The organism is Pseudomonas sp. MYb13, assembly GCF_002980075.1.
Lineage (GTDB): Bacteria > Pseudomonadota > Gammaproteobacteria > Pseudomonadales > Pseudomonadaceae > Aquipseudomonas > Aquipseudomonas lurida.
On record NZ_PCQI01000017.1, the window covers coordinates 51482 to 71212 of the forward strand.

Here is a 19731-nt window from a genome sequence, read left to right on the forward strand (position 1 = left end):
TTCCAATAACGCACCGCTTCGAAGTGCTGCCGACTACGTATCGGGCAAAAGCGGGTGACGACGGATCTTTGTCCAGAAGCCAGGTGCCATCAAACAGAGAGATCAGGTGCTCACACGATAGAAAAAGCCAGGTCAAAGTCAGGCGCACTCCCTTCGGTGTATCGCCATTTGCCATCCGCCATGAAGCTTTGCTCGCCAAAATAGCTGCGCACCTCTGCACGTCGGGCACTTGGCACCTCTTCCAGCACAGAAGGGTGAGCAGTCACCCAGTAGCCTTCTCCGACTTGCTCCACCGTGCCGAACGGAAACGCCTTGATTTTTTCCTCGCCGAAATGCGCGATGTATTCCTTTCCATAAATGGAAACAGGCGGCACATCGGGCAGGCGAATCAATAGATTCATGGGCGCGTCCCAGTTCTTTACCGCCATGCTCCGAATTTCTCCGTAGGCCGGAGACAGCACGACCGCCAACTGCTTGACCAGCGCAATAAAGTCGTCAAGCACGGTGCCCTTGGACATCGCTGAAAACATCAAATGCCCGGAGATAAAAGAAAACGTAGGCCTATTGGTTTTATTCCACTGCACCTGATAACTACAGCTTTTGCTGTGCTCAAGAATCAAACTCCCCGCCCGCACCCCAGCTTTGTTGCCAGCCTTGTTGGTCAGGACGTCAAGCAACGTGCTGGTCTCTTGGATTTTCTCGGACGGTTGAAACGCACCAAACTTCTTGGGCCTGACGCTGGCGGGCGCCGAGAGAAAAACCTCAAGAATTTTCTGGGCCATATCCTGGTCTTCGAAGTCCGACGCAAAGCACAGCGAAAAGGACAGACCGCTCACCAAATTACTCATTTAACCGCTACCTGTTTAATTGCAACACCTGCTTGCCGGGCATAATTTAGCAGGTGGGGGCTGATGGGAGTCGATCCTGTCGGTGTGTAGTAAATCAGGGTTTTGGTCTGCGACACCGTTGACCACTCAATCAGGCCACGCGCTTGGGCATCAAAGGGGATTTCCGCGCCGGTCTTGGCGTCAGCATAAGCCGCCACTTTCCCATCTTGCCGGTAAATCGTGTAGTCAGGAATGACATAGTTTCGGCCATCCACATCAGGCGTTGGCAGGCGCTCTTGCTTGGCCAGTAGGCCCCGGGCATCCAGCCCAGCCAAACGAGTGGCCGCCACGTACTCGTCAAAGGAATTACCAATCTGATTGTTGAGTTTCACCACCGGGTTTCTGACGATGACAACTTCAGCCGCCTGGCCGGCAACGCCTATTCGCCCCGCCGGGATCATGCCCAGCGCAAACTCCGTCGCTTTACTTGCCTCAATCTCCGCCGCGCCCCGCATATTTCCTTGAAGCGAGTAGAGATAGCTTTGAATGTCCCGCTCCATACCGGCGTCGGACGAGTTTCTACCTGACAGTGTTGCCAGAAGCCCATTGGCGACCAGCGAGCTGGTCCCGGCGAAGTCAGTGACCAACCCTTTACCCAACGACACCACACCGCTGCCCACCACAGCAGCGCCATTTGCCGTACCTGCAATCAGGCCTAATGAACTGCCTAGTACCAGCTCATTGAACGAGGGCATCTGGAAGAGATTTTTCTGATAGAAATCTCGCTGTTGGGCCACGGCAGAGCCATAGCTACCGATCAAATACTCGCCATTGATCTCTGAAGTCGCATACTCAAGCGGGTGGTTGAGGCGGAAGTCTCGAATGAACGCTTCAGTTTCTGTGGGCGAATAGACTTTTCCTGGGTTAATCAATACAGGCACATCCCCCATGGCCTGTACGACATCGTATCGACTGGCAATGGGCGCCAGAGCGATACCCAAGTAACTCAACGTCAGTGCATCAGGCTTGGACTGATTGGCATCGACGACAGCGTGCCAGTCGGCATCGGTGTAATACACGAACGCGTTAGCGAGCCGCTTCTCCGCCTCTGCTTCAGTAATGTTGGCAGCCTTGGCCAACGCGCCGACCTGTTTCTTCACCAGGGCGACTTCGTCCGGGTGCATTTGCCGATTGAATTTCTCGACGCCGTAAGCCGCCCCGCCCGCAACTATCGACCCGGCGATACCATTACCAGACGCGGCGGCACCGCCTACGCCTGAGGCGATCAATGCAGCGACCGTTTTCTGTTCTGTGTCCGATAACCCACTGCTTTCCAGTGCACGCCCAATGGTCGGCAGCAACGCAGCCGACGCGCCTGCCCCCAAGGCACCACTTTGCACATTGCCACTGGACAACCCGATGGCTGCGCCGGCCAACGCGTGCAGCATCACACGCGCCGCGCCACCTTCAGCCCAGGCTGCTCGCGTGGCAGCGTCCGACGTGGGATCCGTCGCGCGGGACCGGGCGTAATCACCTATCTTGTTGAAAATATCGCTGGAGGCGGTGTTGGCTACAATCCCCACGGTTGTTCCAACCGGTGCTCCACCCAGCCCAGCCGCAATCAGCCCGGAAGCGATGTCCGCCATCAAGCGCTTGTCACCACCCACCTGCCAACGCTGGGCGTCGATGTACGCGGAGTTTGCCGCCTGTACTGATGCACCTGCATCGGGCGAACCCGCTTCTGTCTGGGCCTTTGCCCGTTCGGCCAGTGTCTTGGCTTCATCGGCCTTTGCCTTGCCAACCGCACTGATAACCCCACTGGCCAACTGCGCCGAGCTTTGAATCAGGTCGATACGTTCCCGCATGGCCTTTTCATCAGGCCGATCGAGTTTGTGATTGGCATTGGCGGTATCACGGTTCAAGCCCACCAGATCATTCGCGCCCTCGGGGTTGCGAACCACAATCGTGCCTTCGCTGACCGCACTGCGGGTGTGGCTGCGGTCTTCATCCTTGAGCGCCACCGGGATGCTGCCGCCCATCGAGGCGCCACCCGCACTGCTGGACGACACCGAAATGCCGGCCGATTGGCTTTTGATCTCACTGGTATTGTTGATGTCGCTGACGATAAGTCGATCAGTACTGAGCCGGTTCTTATCGGCTGACGCGTCACTGGCAATCACCGCGCCCTGCAGCGTCGTGGTCTTGCCCACATTGATGTCGTAGCCACCTACCCCGGCAAACAGGCCGCTCTGATCGGTGACGCCCTTGTAGTCGCTGTTCATCTTCGCGGCGGCAAGGTTTGCCGAGCCCGCGACGGTAGAGCCGTAGCAGAACGGCGGAATGCAGATACTTGCGCCGAAGCCGCCACTGCTTTGTTTACTGCGCGACGACTCGGTGTCTTGCAGCGAGATGACAGTAAGGTTGCCGCCAATGTCCGCCTTGATGCTGTCTGCGCGAACCTGGGCGCCTTTCAGAGTCGTATTGCCACCGCTCTGCAGCAGCAGGCTGCCGGTATCGAGGGTGCTGTTGACCTGGGTGACGGAATTACCGTTGCCATTGTTCTTGGCCCCCTGCGCGCCCAAGTCGAGGGTGAAGCCGTTTTGCTCGCCGATGTTGAAACTGGCACCCAACGCAGTCTTGTTGCTCGACCCTTCGTTCTTGCGGTCGATGGTGTCCTGAGCGCTCTGCATCAACACATTATTTTTCGCCAGCAGCAAGGTGCTGGCAGCTTTCAAGCTGCTGCCGGTGATCTGGATATCACCCTGCGTGTTTGCGGCCTCACCCGTGGCAATGACCGACAGCGCTTCCCCGGCGTTGAGCGTGCTTTGCTTGGCGGTGAGGCTGTTGAATTCGCTGCTGCTCTTGCTGCGGTTATTGGCCAGTTCAGTACCGATCTTGATCAGCGAACCGTTACTTGGCGTGCCACCTTGCTTGTTCTTGAAGCCGCCGCTCTGATCATTGGCGTCCGACGCCTGTCCAGCCAAGTTGTAGGTGGCGAGTGCGGCCTGGGCGATTTTCACAGCTTTGAGCCGTGGGTCATCGGCGTTCTTGGCAGCCTCGGTCGCATCACGAATACTGCGTGCAGTGTCGACCACTGCACCGCCAATCACCCGTCCAACCGCGAGGCTCCTGGCGCTGTCCTCGGACGTTTGCCGGGCGGTCTCCGCGCCCGCCTCGATGCTCACATTTGAGCCGGTGAGGGCCATGTTCCTGGTGCTCACCAGATCACTGGCAATCACCTTCAACTCACGGCCCGCCGTCAACGACACATTCCCCGCACTCGACCCAACAGTGCTGCCGGTCAAGGTCGTTTCATTGGCCGTGCCGTTGTGTTTCGAGCTGTTGATATACAGCTTCTGGTTGCCGGTGATGTCATCCAGGCCCAGCGAGTTGCCGGTCAATACGCCGGTGAGGTCGCGGTTCTTTTCCTTGTGCATGTCGATGCGGGAGAAGGTGTTCTGCGCCGCGTCGATGGTCAGGTCGCGGCCAGCCTGCACGGCAAGGTCGCCGGTGCTGACCAGCGCCGAACCCGTGACGGTCGCATCGCGCTTGGCCCCCACAGTGACGGTTTCACCCGAGACCATGCTGCCCATGGCCGTGGTGCGTTTTTCGTCAACGTTGTCCTGGACCTTGCTCGACTTGAGCCCACCCCAGCTGCTTTTGCTTTCCTTGCGCTCATGGCGTGCGCTGTCGGAATTGCTCACGGCGAGGATGCTCACGTCCTGCCCCGCGACCAATTGCGCGGCGCCTTTTTCGGCGGTGACGGCACTGCCTGCCAACAGCAGGTTCTCACCCGCTACCACCGTGCCGTGGGTGCCCGCGCTGACGAGGCTGCCAACGTTGTTCACCACGTCGGTTTCATCCAGGCGGATTTTCTTGCCCTGGGAGGTTTTCTTGGTCTTGCTGTAGAAGCTGTAGTCCTGGTCTTCAGCACTGCGCAGGCTGAGGTTCTTGCCGGACACCAGGTAGGCCTCGTTGCCGGCATTCACTTGGCTGGCCACCAGTTGCAGGTCCTGCCCGGCGCTGAGGTTGGCGTCGCCGCCGGCCTTGAGCACGCTGGACACTTGCTGCACGTGGTCCTCGATGCTCTTGACCTTTTTCGAGCTGGATGCCGAATGCCGCTCGTTGGCGACAGCGATGGCGTTAAGGTCGCGCGTGGCGATCAGGTTGAGATCGCGCTTGGCTTCGACTTGGCTGGCGCCCACGCTGATGTCGCGCCCGGCGACCACGTGCAGATCGCGGCCGGCATCGACCACCGAGCCTTGCTGGGCGATGGTGATGTAGTTCGAACGCTTGCCGATGTGGCCACTGTCGAGGGTTTGCGAGGCGGTGATATTGATGTCGCCCTTGGCTTGGGCAGCCGTGTCGGCGCCACTCTTGAGCACACCGCCGACGTTGTTGATGTTGCCGCCGGCTTGCAGCGCGAGGGTGTTGGCCGATTCGATACGCGCGGCGCTGTCGACGAAGTCACTGCGCTCGGTGCGGTAGTTGCTGGCGCTTTCGTGGGTGGTGACGGTGCGTTGGTTGAGCAACTCGGCACCGGCGGCGAGGTTGACGTCTCGCCCGACAAGCACACCACCGGCACGGTTGGTCAGGTTGTTGCCGCTGAGCAGGTCGAGACGACCGCCCGCCTCCATCAGCCCGCTGTTGGTCAGGTTGCCGCCAGCGTTGGCAAGCAGGCCGCTGGTGGCGCGCAGGGTGCCAACGTTGTTGAGATGGGTGCCGGCCATCAGGTTGAGGTCGCTGCCGGTAATCAATGCACCATTGGGCGCCAGGCGGTTGTTGGCCTGGGCCAGGTACAGCACAGGGACCAACACTTGCTGGCCGGCGACAGTGGCGTTTTCCAGCCATACGATGTCGTGGGTCAAGGCCGCGACCTGTTCGGCAGTCAGGCTTACGCCCACCGACAGGTTAAGCGCGGTTTTGCTGCCGATGGCGTTGTCCATCAGGTGCTTGAACAGGTCGGCGTCGCTGGTCTGGCCGTCGATGAAACGCTGGCCGGTGCGGGCGAGCACGGCTTGCTGGATCAGGCGTTGTTCGTAGAAGCCATCACCCAGGCGCTTCTGCGCGGTGTCGGGGTTGTAGCCGAGCTTGGACAGCATGTAGTCCGACCCCAGGAACTTGCCCATATCGGTCAGCGCCGGGTTGGTCTCGATCAGGTATTTGTGCGGGCTGCTTGCGAACTGGCTGGTGGGCAGGCCGTTGACGCCATTGCCGTCGTTGAGGTGGAACAGGCCGTTCTGCCCGGCGGGCAGGCCGAAGCCTGGCAAGCCCAGCGGGTTGACCTGTTGCTGGGCGACGTCTGGCGGCAATTGCGGGTTGAGGATGACCTGGGTGGAGTAGCCCGGTGCATGGGTATTGGCGCCGCTGCCGACGTAGGTGTAGCCACCGCGCACGACGTTGTTGTCGATACCGGCCTGGGCTTTCACATCCACCGCGCCACCCGCTTGAATGACGGCAGCGTAGCTCTGGTCTGGCGTCGACAATTGGGTGGTCTTGCGCAGGCCGGTCTGCTCGCTTTCCATCTTGCCGATGAACGCAGCCATGGCGGCTTCGACACCGCTCATGTCCTGGCTCGCCGCGTAACGCTTGGTGAACGCGGCCGCCTCGCGATACCAGCCCTCAGGACGGCGTTCACGCTCGGAAGTGAAGATGCGCTCGTACTGGGTGTCGTGGGTCGCGACGCCGACGTTGGTCAACTGGTTGACGATGGCGCTGAGGTTGCCGCCAGCGGCGATGCTACTGCTGCTGTTGAGCAGCGAGCCACCGGTGAGCAGCATGTTGCCACCCGAGGTGATGCTCGACCCCGCGGTGGCGTCGCTGACGATGAAGTGATCACGCTGGGTGATCAGGAACGGACGGTTCTGCTTGCCGCCGTCGCAGTCGCCGCCGGTGACGCGTTCGATACACGCGGTCGGTGTGATCGAAGCGCTGTAGATGCCGGATTCGGTGGTGAGCACGGTGCGGACGTTTTCGAGGGTGCTGGCGGCGAGGATCAGGTTGCGCTCGCTTTCGATCGTGCCCGAGCTGTTGATGATGCTGGTCGCCAGCCCGCCCTGGCCGTCTCGGTCGATGCGCAGGTTGCCCATGGTGTAGATATCGGCGGCGAGGTTTTTCAGGCGCTCGACACGCAGGCCCATATCGCCGGCGCTGAAGATCAGGCCGTGGTCATTGAGCACGTTGCCCACCGACAGGTCGAGGGTGCCCTGGCTGGCGACGGTACCGCTGACGGACCAGTCCCGGCCGTTGCCGACCAGGCTGCGGGTGCCGAGCAGCTTGCCGCTGGCGGTCTGGTGCAGGTTGTCGACATTGACGGTCAGGCGCCCGGCCTGGATCGCGGTGCTGTTGGTCCAGTTGTCTTTGTCGAGGGTCAGGTCGCCATGGGTCACCAGGCTGCCGCCGACGTCGTCGAGGCTGATACCACTGAGGTCGAGCACGCCCGTGCCCACATGCAGCACGCTGCCACCCCTGTTCTGGAAGGTGCCGGCAGCCAGGCTCAGTTCGGTGTTGGCGGTCTCCAGGCTGCCGCTATTGTTCAGCAGGCCGCCGATGGCGTAGCGGGTTTTGCCAGTGGCGCCCAACGCGCGCATCTGGCCGCTATTGGTCAGGCTGGCGGTGTCGATATCCAGGGTCGTGGCGCTTTCGATCAAGCCGCGGTTGACCAATGCCCCGCCCAGTTTGGCGTCAACCACCTGCCCGGCGATCTGGCCGGCGTTGTCGACATTCCCACCCCGCAGAGACACACGCTGGGCGGCGAATACGGCGCCGCTGCCGTTGTTGAACTGGCGGGCATCGATCAGCACGTCACCGGCCTTGGCCGCGAGCCGCCCGCCGTCGTTTTCCAGGGTGCCAACCTTCAGGTTCAGCCCAGCCTTCTCACTGTGGATAAGTCCATTGGCGCCGTTCTGCACCAGACCGTCCACGGTGAGGGCCAGGTCATCGTTGGCAGCCAAAGTGCCGCTCGCCTGGTTGTCGATGCTGTTGGCGAAAAGTGTCAGCAGGCCCTGGCTGGCGAGCTTGCCGCCCTGGTTATCGATGTGGCCGGCGCGCTGGATCAGCAGAGGGCCGGCACTTGCCAGCTTGCCGTTGCGGTTGATCAGGTCACCGAGCAGGTCGAGGGTGATCGCGCCGCCAGCGGTAAGGCTGCCGGCGCTGTTGTCGAAGGTTTGGCCGTGCAGTTCGAAGGCGCCCGTGCTGTCGATGGAGCCGCCTGCGCTGTTGTCCAGCAAACCACTGACATTGAGGGTCTGTGCGCCGTCGCTGGAGATCACGCCGTTGTGGCTGTTGTTGAGTTGAGCGCTGGTGACGGTCAGCGCATTGTCGCTGAGCAGGCGACCCTTGTTCTGGTTGTCGACACGGTCGGCGCTCACAGTCAGCGCCTGTGTCGCGCTCAAGGTGCCGCCCTGGTTGTCCAGGGTTTGCGCGGCGTTGGCGGTGAGCGTGCGGTTGGCGATAACCGTGCCGGTGTTGGTGATGTGCTGGGCGTCGAGCTTGACGTCCCCCTTGGGATTACGGGTGTTGTCGGCGTTGACCCCGGCTTCGATGATGCCGTTGTTGGTCAACTTGCCGTTGCTGGCCAGGGTGATGCTGTCACGAGCGGCGAGGGTCTTGCGGTTCTTCAGCTCGCCCTTGGTTTGCACCTTGAGCGTGGTGCCGGCATATACCGGCCCGCCCGCGTCGAGGCTCGCCGCTTTAATGTCCACCGCGCCACTGGACGCGGCCTGGGCCATGCTCAAGTGACCGTTGGCATCGAGCTGGATATCACCACCGCTGGCGGCGAGCGTGCCGTCGAGCTTCACGCCGACTCCCGCCTCGGTGCCCACCAACTTGATCGCGCCGGCATACATGCCGCCCAGGGCGCTGGAGTCGATCGCCAGTTCCGGCTTGGCGCTGCCGTCGTCAGCACGGGCGGTGGTCTTCAGGCTTTGTGCATCGACGTCGTTGCGCCCGGCGATCACGGCCAGTTGGCGGGCGTTGATCTTCGCGTTGATCTTGGCGGAGCGGGTGATGATTTCGAAGCGGTCCACGTTACTTGCGTTCAACCCCTGGCCGTCGATCGTCACGGCGCCGCCATCGACCTGGTAGTGGTCCAGGCGACCGACTTTGTCGATCACCGGTTTGCCGGTGGTCAGGGTGACGTTGGGGGTGTTGATGAAGCCGCAGCCGTTGCAACTGATGCCGTAGGGGTTGGCCACGATGACCTTCGCCGACTGGCCGGCCACCTCGGTATAACCGCGCAACTGGCTGGGGCTGCCACCTTTGACTTCGTTGAGGATCACACTGGCGGCGCCGCCCCTGAGGTTCGGGTTGCCGACGATGATCCCGCCCAGTTGCGTGCTTTGCACCGGCCCGCTGGCGTTGTTGAGGATCACGCCGTTGGGGCCGACGTTGTAGTCTTTGAACTGGTTGTGCGACAAGCCGCTGCCATTGGGCGTGGCGATATTCACCACCGGCACGCCATTGCCTGCCTGCCCGACCGTGGTGCCCGGGCCACTGACGACAATGCCGTCGGCATGGGCCAGCAGCGGCTGCCAGAACAGCGCATTGGCCAGGATCAGCGCAAGGCCACGCTGGGTCAGGCTTTTCAGGGCAGAAACAGGGCGAACGTCCATATTCAAGATCTCAGGGCAGCGGGCGTTGAATTACAGGTAGAAATCCATGCGGAAATAGATCGGCGCTTCGCGCTCGCTCATCACCGCAGGTCGTTCCAGGGAGTGGGCGAAGGTCACGCTGGCGCTGACGTTCCTGCCGCGGGCAAACAGCTCCAGGGAGTTGCTCGAGACCCGGCCATGGAGGTTGTCGTTGTAGCGGTCATTGCGGATCACACCCTGGTCGTAGCCGACGCTGGCGCCGTACTCCAGGAACGCCGGGCGCATCCAGTCCCACGTCACAGGGCGAGCCCAGCGAATATCGTTGCGCCAGTAGCCACCGCTGTCGCCGGTGAGTTGCTGGTCCTTGTAGCCGCGTACCGAAGCCGACCCGCCGAGGCTGATACGTTGCGGGCTGAACAGCACGTCTTCACTGCGCTGCCCGGTGGCCAGGCTGGAGAAACTGAACGACTCGCCCCACAGCGTGAACGGTTGCAGGTAGCTGAGCGTGGCGGTGTATTTGCGGTAGTTCGGCGTGGGCGTGAGGTTGCCCTCGCGATCGCGTTCCTGGTCGTTGCTCTGTGCGTCAAAGGCGCCGATGCCGTTCTGCATGCCGAGGTCGAGGTTGACGAAGGCACTGCCGATACGTCGCCCGTGGTTGATGCCGACCTGGAATTCGCTGAGGCGGTTGCTGCTGGGGGCCAGGCGCGCGTCGAGCAGGTAGTTGTTGGTACGCAGATGGGCAAGGCCGACGTTCACCGAGGTCTTGCTCACGTCGTCACGATGGATCACACGTTCGGCGCGCAGTTGGTGGTTCTGGCTGTCGCCGGACTGCTTGAACTTGAAGCCATCCACATCACCGAGGGTGCGGTAGTCGCTCTCGCTGTAGGTGTAACTGAAGTTCCACCAGCCCCACGGCACGTTGTAGTAGAGCATGCTGTTTTTCGAGGTTTTCTGGTGGTCACTCATGGCGTCGTGGCCGCCGCGCAGTATCAGTTGATCGGCAAGGCCCAGGGGGCTGTCCCACTCAAGGCCGGCCCCCCATTGCTGTTCGCCGGTGCTCTTCTGGCCGTCATTGTTACGCGACAGGCTGGCGCGCCACGGCTTTTGCGGGGTGTTCTTGACCACGACGTCGCTGCCGCCCACCTGGCTGCCGGGGGTCAGTTCCATGTGTGCCTGCTTGGAGGGCAAGCGGCTCAGTTGGTCGACCAGTTGTTCGACTTCACGCAAATTTAGCGGCTCGCCCACCTTGCCGGGGAAAGCCATCGCCAGTTCGCGATCGGTGACGGTGCTGCCTTGGGCGCCTTTCAAGCCTTCGAGCTTGCCTTCCACCACCAGCACCTGCAGGTGGCCGCTGGAAAGGTCTTGCTGCGGCAGGTAGGCACGGCTGGTGACACGGCCTTTGGCGATGTAGAAGTCAGTGATGACCTTGAGCAGTTCATTGAGCTGCGACACCCCCAGGCATTGGCCGACATAAGGCTTGAGCAGGCGCGCGCGGTCCGACGCCGACAGGCTGTCTGCCCCCTGCAGCTGGATGTCCTTGATCGCAAAGCAACGATTGTCGGCAGGGGTGTCCGGGGCCGGGGACTGGGTGCCTTTGCCCGGCAGGTCCTGGAGTTCCTCGAGGCGGCGGCGTTGCTCTTCGAGCAGGCGGTTCTGCCGATCGCGGATCAGGTCCTGATCCCCAGGCGTAGGGGCAGCCGTAGCACTGTTCAGGCTCATATAGGCGAGCAAGAAAGTGCACAGTAATAACCGAGTCCGTGGCAATAACAGAGACATGTTCGATCCGTCGACAATCAAGGGGGCGGCAAACTAACATCGAACTTCGACGCACTCAAAAAAATGAGCCCGTTTGAAGTTGGAACTAGTTACTCGCGCAACCTATTGATTAATAACAACTAAAAATTATACAAAGGGCCGCAGGCTTGTAGCTGGGAGTATTATTCCGACAAGCGGCAGCACAGTTGATCGCATTTCTTCGGGGAACTTATAGATGCTATTAGTTAGCCATCAAGTTCCTTCCGAGATAAGTTAGTACCGAAAAGATCAGAAAAGTTCTCGGCGTTTTTGTGAATTGGATCCCATTTGTCGGGATTAAGCGAAATCGTTCCCACCTTGCATGGGAACGATCCAATACCGTGCTTTCTTAACTAGCGTCCTTGTTCTGGTCCTTGCCAGGTACCAGCGTAAGCCCCGGTTTTTCGACATCGCGGGACACATGGGACTTCACTTCTGCGACGCCGCCGTCCTCGTCGTTATGGATCACCAGCACCCCAGGTCGACGCAACTGCTCGAGGTCCCCGTCCCCCAGGCTGAAACTCTCACTCAGGTTCTGGTCGCTCAAGGCCTTGGCCTCGGCGCGACGCTGGGCGAACTTGCGGCCTCGGCGTTGCTGGTAGCGCGCCCAGCTGATCAGGATCACAGCGTTGAACAGGGCGATCCACAGGTAGATCTGCAGGGTGTTGAGCGCGGCAAAAATCGGCGCCTCGATCCGGGGCCCACCGTGGGTTTCCAGCATCGAGTTAATCCCGCGCGCCAGCAGCCAGATCAACCCGGCCCAGGCCATCAGGGTCAACAGCACATCAATGATCCACATCACCGTACGTTGGCGAGTTCTGACCAGTTTCATGATCACGCCTCCTCTTCAGTAGGTTTGATGCCGCGATCCGGACTGACCCAGCGCGCACGCTTCTGATGCTGGTTGAACAGCACCTTGGGAAAACTGACCAGGGTGGTGAACAGGCTGACCAGCCAGAACACCATCGGGTACCACACGGTCCAGAACAGGGTTTTCCACAGGTCTTTCTCGTAGCGGCGGTCGATCATGATGCTCACCGCAAACTGCGCCAGGCACACCATCGCCAGGACCAGCCCGGTAAACGCTGGCGGCACCAGGGAGTCCACCGCGATGGCCTGTGGCAGTGGGATGAATTTGCCCACGCCCCAGAAGATCACCGACAACAGGAAGGTGAAGGCCCAACCGGTGGACAGGCAGTATTCGAACAACAGCGGCCACAAGTAGCGATGACGCCATTGCCAGATGCCACGGATATTCTTGAACAGCACTTCGGCACCGCCCTGGGCCCAACGCAGACGCTGTTTCCACAGGCCGCCGACGGTTTCGGGCATCAGGATCCAGCACAGGGCACGTGGCTCGTAGAAGATGCTCCAGTGATCAAGCTGCAGCTTCCAACTGACATCGATGTCCTCGGTGATCATGTCGGTGCTCCAGTAGTCGATACGGTCGAGCGCCTTTTTACGGAACGCGACCACCACACCCGACACTGTGAAGATGCGGCCGAACACCCGTTGCGTACGCTTGATCAAACCGATGATCGAAGAGAACTCACCCACCTGTACCCGGCCGATCAAGGTCGAACGTGTACGAATGCGCGGGTTGCCAGTCACGGCACCCAGGCGCGGGTTATCGAGCATCGGCGCAACCATGTAGGCCGCAGCGTTTTTATCCAGTAGCGCGTCGCCGTCGATGCACACCAGGTATTCACTGCGCGCGGCCACGGCGCCCATGCGCAGGGCCACGGCCTTGCCCTGGTTCTGCGCCAGGTGCAGTACGCGCAGGCGCGGGTTCTCCAGGGCCAGTGCGTCGAGTACGGCAGCGGTGTTGTCTTGGGAGCCGTCGTTCACCGCAATCACTTCAATATTCGGGTACAGCTGACCGAGCGCTGCCTGCATGGTATCGGCGACGTTATCCCCCTCGTTGTAGCAAGGGATGATGATCGAGATCAGCGGGTTGCCCGCCAGCGTGGGTGCCGGTGTGTCTTCTTCCCAAGGCCAGTGCCGCTCCCAGTGCAGCCAGAAATACAGGCCGCCTGCGATCCACAGCGCTGACATGAACAGCGGGTAGAAAAACACAAAGTCCATCAGGAACTGCCCGGTGACCAGGAAGATCAGGCCCAGGGGCACGCCCAATACCAATGCCAGCACAAATAAAGCCAGGATTCTGTCGAACATGGTCAAGGGTTCCATTGATTGGAAAGGGCCGGACGTACAGTCTTCAGGTCCGGGGAGTTTTCCAGGAAGTTGTCCGGGTAGTAGCCAAAACTCGTGACACCCTGGCGCTTGAGCACACCCATCCATTCAGCCATCTGCACAGCGTCGATATCCGGCGCAGCCTTGGTGCGCCAGTCTTTGGCTTGCAGTTCGAACACGGTGCGTTCCATCGCGCCGGGGCGCGCCTTGACCGTCGCCACCAGCTTCTCCAGCCAGGCATTGGAGGTCTTGTATTCCTGGCCTTCCATCAACGGCATGGCCATGGGCGCGGTCCAGTCGTAGGTCTGGAGGAAATCATCGAGATTCTGCGCGAACCAGGTCTCGCTGCCGGGATTGAGCATCGGTTCGGCAAAGATATTGCGCGCGGTCTGCACCTGCGGCCCACCAATGGCACGGACCTTGGCGGTCAGCTCGTTGGTGAAGTCGATCAGGTAGCGGCTCTTGAAACGTGTCCAGCGCTGCATCACTGCCGGGTCGGCACGCAGGGCCTCGATGCTGTTCGGCAGGCCGTTGGCGGCGTACGCCTTGAGCGCGCCAGGGCTGGCGTCCTCGAAGTCGTTGAACACCGCATCGTCGTGGTACAGCACACCGTCGATGGCGTTGTTGCGCGCCAGGTCCTCGTAGATCTCACCGATGATCTTGCGCACCTGCGGGTCAAACGGCGACAAGCGTTTGTACTGGTCCGGGTCAAGGCCGGTCTTGCCGGTTTCCGGGTCCCAGCGCGTCACGCGGGGCAGCTTGGGGTCGAGGGCAAAGCTGAGCACCGGCATCCAGGCATACACCGCGGCATGGGCACGGGTGTGCAGTTGCCAGGAGACACGGTTGAACAAGTCGGCGCGTACTGGCAGGTGGCGGTTGGGGAAGTACAGTTCATGCACCAGGCCGTCACCCTTGGGGTCGGCGAAGGCTTGCAGGAACACCGTGCCTGCCCCCATATCCACCACCCTTTGCACCAGCTGGTCGAGGTTGCGAGCCTGTTGGGCCGGGTCCGGGTCGTAGACGTTATCCAGGTCCACATGCAACACGCGCATAGGGGCCTTGGCTTGCGCCGCGACGATGCTGTTGGCGAAGTGCTCGCCGTCCGGGTCGGAAGCCACCAGGAAGCGCGGGCTGTTCATCAAGTCATTAGAGCTGTCGAGGCCATCTTCCAGGGTCAGGGCCATCTGGTAGCCCTGCTCGCCAACAATCGCCAACGAAGTGCCCTTGGCCGCACCGTAAGGCCAGACCCACACGCGTGGTTTCTTGCCGGTGACTGTTTGGATCTTGTTGGAGATCGCCACCACATCGGCACGCATCCGCGCGTCGAACTGTGCCTGGCTTTCATAGCGCCCCGTGGCCGGGTCAAAGCGCAGCGAGGTCGCCGCCGGCTCCAGGTTGCCCTGCGGGTTGGCCAGAATGCCGGTGTGACTGGCATCGGTGTGCGCCGCGATTTCCACCAGGCCCGACTGGGACACTTCGCGGATCTGCTGCCAGGTGAGGAACTCGCCACGTGGCCGTGGCTGCCCGGCGAAGTCCACGGGTTTGTTCAGCGGCGTGTCGATCCAGTAGCCCACGGGCGCCAGCAACGCCGGCCAGTGGTAGGCGCGCAGGATCGGCATCACCCGCGTGTAGAAGCTCGAATAGCCGTCATCGAAGCTGAGCATGATGGCTTTGGGCGGCAATGCCGGGCCACCGTTGCGGGCCGCCAGGATCTGGTCGACGCTGACCGCCTGGTAGCCATTCTCGCGCAGCCAGGCCAACTGCTCGATCAGACGCTCGGTGCGCACCGCCACCACCGCCTGATCGGGATCGCGGTCTTCGATATCGTGGTAGGCAATGCCCAGGAAATGGTTTTTCGGCCACGGCGCTTCGTTGGCCGGTGTCGGCCGCTCGGCGGGTGGAGTGAAAGGCGCGGGTTGCTGGGCGCAGGCACTGGCCAGCATTACGCCCAGGATCAACAGGCAACGGCTGAGGACGGTCATGGTCAGGCTCTTCTAGAAACGGTAAGTGAGGTCGACGAGCAAACGCAGATCGCGTTCACGATCACCGTCGTAAGGTCGGCTGATCAGGCTCAGGTTGGCGCCGGCGTCCAGTACATCGTTCCAGCGAAAACGTTGGCCGTAGCCGACCAGACCGATGCCACCGGTGGAATAATCCCGCTGGCTATACGTACCCGCACCGACCTGGAACTGCTGACTCCACTGGGTCTCGTAGCGGCGATAGAGCACATGGTTGATGTTGAGGACCGGCAACACGGTGAAGTCCGACTTCGGGTTGAAGTAGACCGTGTCTTCCTTGCTGTTGCGGCTGGCGCCGACTTCCAGGCCCAGGTCCACTTGCACTTTGGATGAGCTGTAAAGGCCTTCACGGCCGCTGAGCAAGGCCTCGAAGCGGTCGTTGCCATCACTGAAATGGGACGGGCTGAGGGTCAGCTTCCACTCGCGGCTTTCGTTGGCACGCCAGCGGATGAAACCGCTGCCGCCATTGGCCGTGACCCCGTCGTTCAACGCTCGCAGCGGCGTGGTGGACAGGAGGTAGCCAAGGCTGCCGCCGTATTGCCAGTTGTCATTGATGTCACGGGCAATCGACACGGCGGCGCCTTGTTTTGAGCCATCGCCGTAGGAGTGGTTGGAGACCTCGGCTTCAATGGTCATGTCGCGGGTGCGCCGCTCTACGCCGACAACCTGCCAACGGTGCTGGCCGGTCCCCTCTTCGAAATCGGCGCGGGCATAGCCGGCACCGGCGAACAGGCGCCAGTCTTCGTCGATGGGTGGCGTGTAGAGGCGGCTTTCAATCCCCCAGTCACGGCTCCCGGAGACGGCACCCGCATCGCCGTTGTTACCACCGCCGAAGCTTTTACCGGTGTAGGCCTCGACCCGCAGCTCGGCCATGTCATGCACATCGCGCAGGCGGCTGAGGCGCTGCACCTGGCGGTTGTCCGGGTTGCGTGCCACCACGTCATCGGTGAGCACGTCGAGCTGGCGCCACTCCTGCAGGTCCATGGCGGTGTAGGCCTGGCTCACTTCCAGGCCAATATCACGCGGAGCCTGGGCTTCGGTTTCCTTGAGGATGCCTTCGGCGCGCCGGGGCAAATCGCGGGCGCGGTACATGTCGGCCTGGGCCAGGCGCAGGCCGACATTGCCAGGGGCTTTGGCCACCAACGCTTCCAGGCCGGCTTCGCTGCCCGGCAGGTCGCCGCCGAAGACGCCAGCCTGGGCTGACAGTTGTTGCGCGTCCATCCACGCGTCGCTGGGGTTGCCGACCGGCAAGCCCTTGAGCTCCACCCGTGGGTTTTGGCTTTTGGCCAGGTTGTTCGCGACCTCGCGAGCGTCGTCGGCTTTGTCGCTTTCCTGCAAGGCGTAGAACAACGCGGTGGTGTCTTCGACGCGATCATCGGGCTCGGCATCGGGGGCGCTCAGCGCCTGGCGGTACAACGGTTCGGCTTTTTCCGGTTGGCGTTGGTCGAGGTAGGACGCCGCCACCCAACGCACGGCATAGGTGGGCAATTGCACACCTTCGGCCTTGAGGGTTTCGTACTCGCGGATCACGTCAGCGGTACGCGCCCGTGCCTTGAGCGCGCCCAGGCGATCGATGCGCCAGATCAGCACATCGTCACGGGCCGTGGCGTCCGGGGTCCAACGCGCGAGGAGCTGGTCGTAGCCCTGCAAGGCCCGATCCGCGATGACATAGCGTTCTTTCTCGCTACGCGTGGCGAACTCGGCCATGCGCACGCGCTCGGCCGCCAGGTCACCTTCCAGGCGACGCTGGGTCACAGGGTCCACCAGCCCCGGACGCTGGGCCGACAGGCGCAACGCAGGCTCCGGCAAACGCGCCTTTTGCAAGGCGACGATGTATTCGCGGGCCACTTCCGGTTTATTGCCGGCGCGGATAAACGCCTGGTCGAACTCATGCAGCGCGTCGAACTGCAAGCCGGCGCGAGTCAGTGCGTAGCCGAGGGCCATGCGCCGGTTGGGGTCGTCGGGTTTGGCGGCCACCAGGGCGCGGGCGCGTTGCACCGCTTCGCTGGTTTTACCGCCATCGGCCTGGGTGAGGGCAAGGCCCAGTTGCAGGTCGACATTGTTCGGCTCACGCAGCAGCGCCTTGCGATAGACCGCCTCGGCCTGCGCCCACTGCTTCTGGTTGCGATAGGTACGTGCGACCGTGGCCAGCGCCTGGGCGGTCAAGTTGCGATTCTGACCCTGGGCCTCGTACACCTTCAGCACTTCGGCATCCTGGCCGGCCCAACCGGCAATTACCAGGTGGTCGCTGATCTGGCCTGGCGTCTGACGCTCGGCAGGCAGTTGGCGCAATTGAGTCAGGGCGGGTGTGAAGTTGCCGTTGCGCGCCTGGATGATCAGGGCGTCATAGGCCGCGTCGGCCATGGCAAAGGTGGGCATCAGCAACTGGCTGCACAAGGTTACCCCGATGAGCAGCCGCAACCGGCCTGAGGCACTGAGTGGGAGGGTTCGCAGCATATCGTGAGCTTCCTTACACACGGAAAGCTGTAACGATAGGTGGTCCTGAGCGATTTGCATCAGGGCGTCGGCGTCTCGTGACCCGACCTAGCTTTCCTGTAGGAACTATCCCCGACGCCTGTATGAAAAAGGACAATTCAGAACAATTGTTCAGAATTGCGCGCAAATCTGAAAAGCGAATGGGGGAACGGGGTTGCAAGCGATAAGGGGGTACACGCCGACGCACGCGCCGACCGTTTGACCCTTACCGCGGGCAACCCCGCTCCCCCATTATTTATTTCTGGGCGATGGCGAATTCTTTACTGCGCGCCGCCGACCGCACCGACTTTGGACATCACGAAGCCAATGAACTGCTCGACGGTCATCTTCTGGCCGTTGAAGGTCACTTCATTGTTGGCGTAATGCAGCTTGGAGACCACGTCACTGCCGACCAGGGTCGCCAGTTGCGTGCCAACGGCCATGCCACTGACCATTTCGCTGGCCATCTGGGATTGCTGCTCGATGGCCTTAGGGTCGGTCACACCGCCAACCTGCGCTTGCAGGGCGGCAACGTCGGCGATCATCGGCTTGGACAGGGTCAGGTTGGCGTCCAGCAACGAAACCATCTGCTTGCCGAGTTCAACCGGTGGCAGTTCCATGGAAGTCGGCTTGGCCAAGTCCAGCACCAGGTTGAATTTGCTTTCACCGTGGGTGGTTTTCAGGGACAGGTTTTCCAGCGCCAGGTGCGGCTTGGCAGCCAGCAATTGGTTGACGTTGGCTTCAGCAAGGGCTTGCTCGGCTTCGGTCAGTTGCAGCTCAGGCACCGGTTGGCCCGCTGCGGCAGCGGCTTGTACCGGCTGCATCTTGTCCTGATACAGCTTGGTCAGCACCAGGCCCGACGGCACATCGATGTTCTTCAAGCTCAGGGCCATGGCGGCGGAGCCGACAGGTTTGCCCTGGTAGCCGATCTCGTCGATCTTGTAATCGACGCGACCGTCCATGTTGTTGTCTTTGATCTCGCTGGAGTCTTTCTGCTCGAAGCCCTTGAACGTCAGCACGGCCTTCTGTGGGCCGAAGGTGAGCTTGGTGTCGCTCAACTCTACGGTGTTCTGCCCGGTATAGAAGCCGAAGGTGGATTTCTCCAGGTTGCTGGCGACGGTCAGGCCAGCGAATTCAGCATCGAACGGCGTACCATTGGCGTCGACCATCGCCAGTTTGAGGCTGTTCATGTAGCCATCAACCTTGACCTTCTTGCCCTCGGCAGTGCTGTCGAAATCCAGGTTCAGGCCGGAGAAGCTCGCAGAGGAGGTGTCGTCCTTGAACTCCAGGGGCAGCAGCTCGAGATTGCCGCTCACCGAACGGCTGTAGCCGATATTGGCCACGCCTTTGAGCGGCGACACGTCTTTGGCGGCGGCGAACCATTTTTCGGTGGTGGCGTTCTTTTCCAGCGCGTAATGACTGGTGGCCATGACCGGCAGCCATTTCAGCGACACCAGGCGCGAGAACGGCAGTGGGCCGTGCTCGATATGGTCGACAATCAGCAGCTCTGGGTTCGGGTTCTGCTCGCCGAAGAACGAGCCTTGGCCCTTGAGGCGGTAGTGCGCAGTGCTGCTGAACAGGCCACGGTCCAGGGACACCAACTCCAGGGCGACGGTGCCGTCGACGCCGGCCATGGAACGTTGCAGTTCCTTGTTGGCGTCCTGCACGGCCGTTTGCAGCACCGGCTCCAGCTGCTTGCCGGTGTACCAGGCACCGCCTGCACTGACGACGCCCACGGCGACAACAAAACCCAAAAGAACGACTGCTGGCTTATTCATGAAGTGACCTGATCAAATCCTGTGAGAAGTGGGCTGTCTTCCTTGAACCCCAAGG

Annotated in this window: 8 protein-coding genes; all 8 read right to left on the minus strand. The window is 61.5% G+C overall.

Annotated features, from left to right (window positions below; genetic code table 11):
* Positions 1–110 precede the first annotated feature (110 nt).
* The 8 genes from CQ002_RS23740 to CQ002_RS23775 all read right to left on the minus strand — a co-directional run bounded on the left by CQ002_RS23740 (position 111) and on the right by CQ002_RS23775 (position 19676).
* Complete coding sequence (locus CQ002_RS23740) at positions 111–848, minus strand: hypothetical protein (protein WP_105161435.1); 738 nt, start codon at positions 846–848, stop codon at positions 111–113.
* Positions 845–9439: a hemagglutinin repeat-containing protein gene (locus CQ002_RS23745; RefSeq protein ID WP_105161434.1), complete on the minus strand. Its 8595-nt coding sequence runs from the start codon at positions 9437–9439 to the stop codon at positions 845–847. Before CQ002_RS23745 ends, CQ002_RS23740 begins: the two co-directional genes overlap by 4 nt.
* A 30-nt stretch (positions 9440–9469) precedes the next feature.
* On the minus strand, positions 9470–11194 hold the full coding sequence (locus CQ002_RS23750) for a ShlB/FhaC/HecB family hemolysin secretion/activation protein (protein WP_034101846.1): 1725 nt from the start codon (positions 11192–11194) through the stop codon (positions 9470–9472).
* A 367-nt stretch (positions 11195–11561) separates the two neighbouring features.
* On the minus strand, positions 11562–12044 hold the full coding sequence (gene pgaD / locus CQ002_RS23755) for a poly-beta-1,6-N-acetyl-D-glucosamine biosynthesis protein PgaD (RefSeq protein WP_069021072.1): 483 nt from the start codon (positions 12042–12044) through the stop codon (positions 11562–11564).
* 2 nt (positions 12045–12046) lie between these two features.
* A complete protein-coding gene (gene pgaC, locus CQ002_RS23760; RefSeq protein ID WP_034101844.1) occupies positions 12047–13387 on the minus strand; it encodes a poly-beta-1,6-N-acetyl-D-glucosamine synthase in 1341 nt (446 codons plus the stop codon).
* A gap of 2 nt (positions 13388–13389) precedes the next feature.
* Complete coding sequence (pgaB, locus tag CQ002_RS23765) at positions 13390–15387, minus strand: poly-beta-1,6-N-acetyl-D-glucosamine N-deacetylase PgaB (RefSeq protein ID WP_034101843.1); 1998 nt, start codon at positions 15385–15387, stop codon at positions 13390–13392.
* A 12-nt stretch (positions 15388–15399) separates the two neighbouring features.
* Positions 15400–17880 carry a poly-beta-1,6 N-acetyl-D-glucosamine export porin PgaA gene (pgaA, locus tag CQ002_RS23770; RefSeq protein ID WP_034101842.1) on the minus strand — a complete coding sequence of 827 codons (2481 nt, stop codon included), beginning with the start codon at positions 17878–17880 and terminating at the stop codon, positions 15400–15402.
* A 299-nt stretch (positions 17881–18179) separates the two neighbouring features.
* Positions 18180–19676, minus strand: a complete 1497-nt coding sequence (locus tag CQ002_RS23775) for a YdgA family protein (protein ID WP_034101841.1) — start codon at positions 19674–19676, stop codon at positions 18180–18182.
* Positions 19677–19731: the final 55 nt, after the last annotated feature.

Coding starts and splice junctions, on each gene's coding strand:
- CQ002_RS23740 (WP_105161435.1), bottom strand. CDS start 848: ATGAGTAATTTGGTGAGCGGTCTGTCCTTTTCGCTGTGCTTTGCGTCG.
- CQ002_RS23745 (WP_105161434.1), bottom strand. CDS start 9,439: ATGGACGTTCGCCCTGTTTCTGCCCTGAAAAGCCTGACCCAGCGTGGC.
- CQ002_RS23750 (WP_034101846.1), bottom strand. CDS start 11,194: ATGTCTCTGTTATTGCCACGGACTCGGTTATTACTGTGCACTTTCTTG.
- pgaD (WP_069021072.1), bottom strand. CDS start 12,044: ATGAAACTGGTCAGAACTCGCCAACGTACGGTGATGTGGATCATTGAT.
- pgaC (WP_034101844.1), bottom strand. CDS start 13,387: ATGTTCGACAGAATCCTGGCTTTATTTGTGCTGGCATTGGTATTGGGC.
- pgaB (WP_034101843.1), bottom strand. CDS start 15,387: ATGACCGTCCTCAGCCGTTGCCTGTTGATCCTGGGCGTAATGCTGGCC.
- pgaA (WP_034101842.1), bottom strand. CDS start 17,880: ATGCTGCGAACCCTCCCACTCAGTGCCTCAGGCCGGTTGCGGCTGCTC.
- CQ002_RS23775 (WP_034101841.1), bottom strand. CDS start 19,676: ATGAATAAGCCAGCAGTCGTTCTTTTGGGTTTTGTTGTCGCCGTGGGC.